At 54.2% G+C, this 3,356-nt stretch carries 3 protein-coding genes; 2 read left to right on the top strand and 1 reads right to left on the bottom strand.

The window, feature by feature from the left end; all coding sequences use genetic code 11:
* Window positions 1-682, bottom strand: a 682-nt coding sequence (locus M0R47_RS21410; RefSeq protein WP_292558388.1) for a phosphotransferase, incomplete at its 3' end; no start/stop codon positions are given.
* Between the two features lie 208 nt (window positions 683-890).
* On the opposite strand from M0R47_RS21410, the gene M0R47_RS21405 reads away from it, so the two are divergent.
* Both M0R47_RS21405 and lptD read left to right on the top strand, forming a co-directional pair.
* Complete coding sequence (locus M0R47_RS21405) at window positions 891-2,057, top strand: IS4 family transposase (protein ID WP_292558387.1); 1,167 nt, start codon at window positions 891-893, stop codon at window positions 2,055-2,057.
* A 188-nt stretch (window positions 2,058-2,245) separates the two neighbouring features.
* A partial coding sequence (gene lptD / locus M0R47_RS21400) for an LPS assembly protein LptD (RefSeq protein ID WP_292558386.1) occupies window positions 2,246-3,356 on the top strand: 1,111 nt, incomplete at its 3' end.

Here is a 3,356-nt window from a genome sequence, read left to right as displayed (position 1 = left end):
CCACGACACGTTCTTCGGGAAGCAAACCGTTTGCGGAAGTGGCCGCCTGGTCGACCCTCCCGCACCTGGGGGCTTCGCCCCACCGTGTCGGGTCGACGACCATCAAATTGCGTGAGTGGTAATCGCGGTGCACATACACGCGCGGTTGGGCCAGGTTGTTGGCGACGATGCGGGCGAAGACTGTTTCCAGTTTGGCTTGTTGCGTGTCGCTGAGCGTGACATTGAGATGCTTGGCGATGTACCACTCCGGGAACAGGCGCATCTCGCGCAGCAGCAGTGCTTCGTCATAGGGTGGTAATTCGTTGTCGCGCGAGGCGAGCTGGATTTTGATCAGCGCGTCAGTCGCCGCGCCATACAGTGCGGGCGCAGTATCGGCGTTTAACGCTTGCAGATAAGTAGTGTTGCCGAGGTCGGATAGCAGCAGGAAGCCCTGTTGCAAATCCTGTGCGAACACGTGCGGTACATGCGTTCCGGCGTCCTCGAACAATTTGCCGATGTGCAGGAATGGACGGCAATCCTCGTGTTGCGGCGGAGCATCCATGACGATCAGCGTGCCGCCATCCGTGAAGGCGACGCGGAAGTAGCGCCGGAAACTGGCATCGGCGGAGGCCGGGGCGAGGGTGAAAGATCGGTTGGGAAACAGGCTGTGCAGCCATTCGGTTAGTTGTTGCTGGCGTTGCATATCGGGCTTTTCAATGAGTGGTGCATGTGGTTAAAAACATCGCGAGCGATGGCAGAACGAAGCGCGAAAATCAGTAGTGTCCGGCAATTTTGCTCGGACGGTTATATAACAACTTGATTAGGAATTGAAAATATCATGTTTAGGGGTGTCACCGATTTGAACGTGAATTCTTTGCGAAACTGGGGTTTTCCCTCCGCAGTTTCTCATCATGCATTCAGGCAAATTGGTGTTCGCACAACTCATGGAGCATTTACCTCTTCACACGTTCCGCCGTTGCGTACAGCGTTACCCTTCCAAATATCCCACCAAGACTTTTTCGCATCTCGATCAGTTTCTCTGCATGGCCTTCGCACAGCTGACTTATCGCGAGAGCTTGCGCGATATCGAAACCTGTCTGCGCGCTCACCAAGCCAAACTCTATCATCTGGGCATACGAGGCAATATCGCCAAGAGCACACTCGCCGATGCCAACGAATCTCGCGACTGGCATATCTATCAGGATTTCGCGTTGAGCCTAATTCAGACCGCCAGAACACTTTACGCCAGCGACAACTTTGCGGTGGAGTTGGAGCAGACAGTCTACGCACTCGATACAACGACTATCGACCTGTGCTTGAGCGTCTTTCCTTGGGCGTGCTTTCGTCAGGCCAAAGCTGCCGTCAAGATGCATACGCTGCTGGACCTGCGCGGCAACATTCCAACTTTCATCCACATCAGCGATGGCAAGATGCACGAGGTCAATGTGCTCGACATTCTGATACCCGAAGCCGGCAGCTTTTACATCATGGATCGGGGCTTCACCGACTTCGTGCGCTGGTTCAACTTGCATCAAGCACAGGCGTTCTTTCTCATCCGTGGCAAATCCAATCTGCTCTTTCGTCGCGTCTACTCTCGCGCCGTGGACAAGTCCACGGGACTGCGCTGCGATCAGACCATTGCCTTGACCGCTCCCAAGGCCAGCAAGGATTACCCGCAGCACCTGCGACGCATCAAGTTCTACGATGCCGAACACGACAAGGAACTGGTATTTCTAACCAACAACTTCGACTTGCCTGCGCTGACCATCGCTCAGCTTTATCGTTGCCGCTGGCAGGTCGAGCTGTTCTTCAAATGGATCAAACAGCATCTTCGGATCAAGCGGTTCTACGGCACCACCGAGAACGCAGTCAAGACGCAAATATGGATCGCCATCACGGTTTACGTCTTGGTCGCCATCGTGAAAAAGCGGCTCAATACCGAGGCTTCGCTTTACACAATTCTACAAACCCTGAGCCTGACTCTTTTCGAGAAAACGCCACTCGATCAATTGCTTAAGAATACGGAGATGCAAATGGCCACACAGCAAAATAACAACCAATTGAATCTATTCAACTAAATTGCCGGACACTACTGCGCGAAAATATAAAAAGCAACTGTCTTGGCTCAATGGGGCGAAACACTCTGGGCGGGAAGAGCTGCCTGTTTTCGCTCGAGCGACGAAGTTATATCGCGCGCAGCAGTTTTTCAACTTACTGTTAATGGTAAACTTGCGCGATTTTACCACCTTACTATTTGCTGTGCGTTATGCGGTTTCGCCTTAACCCTGTCACCTTCTCTTTGCTTTGTATCTTTGCGCACAACGCCAGCGCGGAGGCGGATTTGCCCGCGCTGAGCATAGACAAGACCTCTATGGCGAAGGGAGAGCCGTCGCAGGAAACGCCTGCCTTCGTTGAGGCCGATCGATTGGAGGGGAAGAAGGAAAACCAGATCGAGGCGACGGGCAACGCGATATTGCGCAAAAGCGGGCAATCTATTCGTGCCGATCGGCTGTTGTATTTTCAGGACACGCAGGATCTCGATGCGCTGGGCTCGGTGGTGCTGGAGCAATCCGGCAACACCATGAGCGGGCCGCATCTCAACATCAATCTGAATACCTATCTCGGCACTATGGAACGGCCGGAATACTATATCAAAGAGAACGATGGGCGCGGTTCGGCAGATATGTTGCACATTCAGGATAAGCAGCATTACACCATGGATAAGGCAACCTACACCACTTGCCCTGCAGGCGACCAGGACTGGATGCTGAAAATGAATGTGCTGGAGATCGACCGCGACCGGCAGATCGGTACTGCACATCATGCCAAGGTCGAATTCATGGGCGTGCCGATCCTCTATTCGCCCTGGATGACTTTTCCGCTCAGCGGCCAGCGCAAGTCCGGGTTTCTGTCTCCGCTCTTTGGCAGCACGAGCAAGGGCGGTAGCGAGTTTACCCTGCCGTATTACTGGAATATTGCGCCGAATCGCGATGCGACCATCGCGCCGCGCATAATGAGCAAGCGCGGTTTGATGCTCAACAATGAGTTTCGCTATCTGGAAGCGAATTATGGCGGCGAATTGCATCTGGACGTTTTGCCAAGCGACGCCATTGCCAAGCGCAGCCGCAGCCGTATTGCGCTGAGGCACAATCAGGCGCTGGCGAGCCGTTTGAACGGCTATGTCGATTTAAACAGCGTCTCGGATAATGCGTATTTCCGCGATTTGGCCGATGCGGTGAACGCCACGTCCCAAGTCAACCAGTTGCAAGAGGGTGGGCTGAACTATGGCGCGGGCTGGTGGAACGCATCTGCGCGCGTGCAGCGCTATCAAACCCTGCAAGATCCGGTTGCGCCGATTGTCGTGCCTTATGCGCGTT

The organism is Methylobacter sp. (assembly GCF_023227905.1).
Lineage (GTDB): Bacteria > Pseudomonadota > Gammaproteobacteria > Methylococcales > Methylomonadaceae > Methylobacter_A.
The sequence above is the reverse complement of the archived record's forward strand: the minus strand, read 5'-3'. Positions and strand labels throughout refer to the sequence as shown.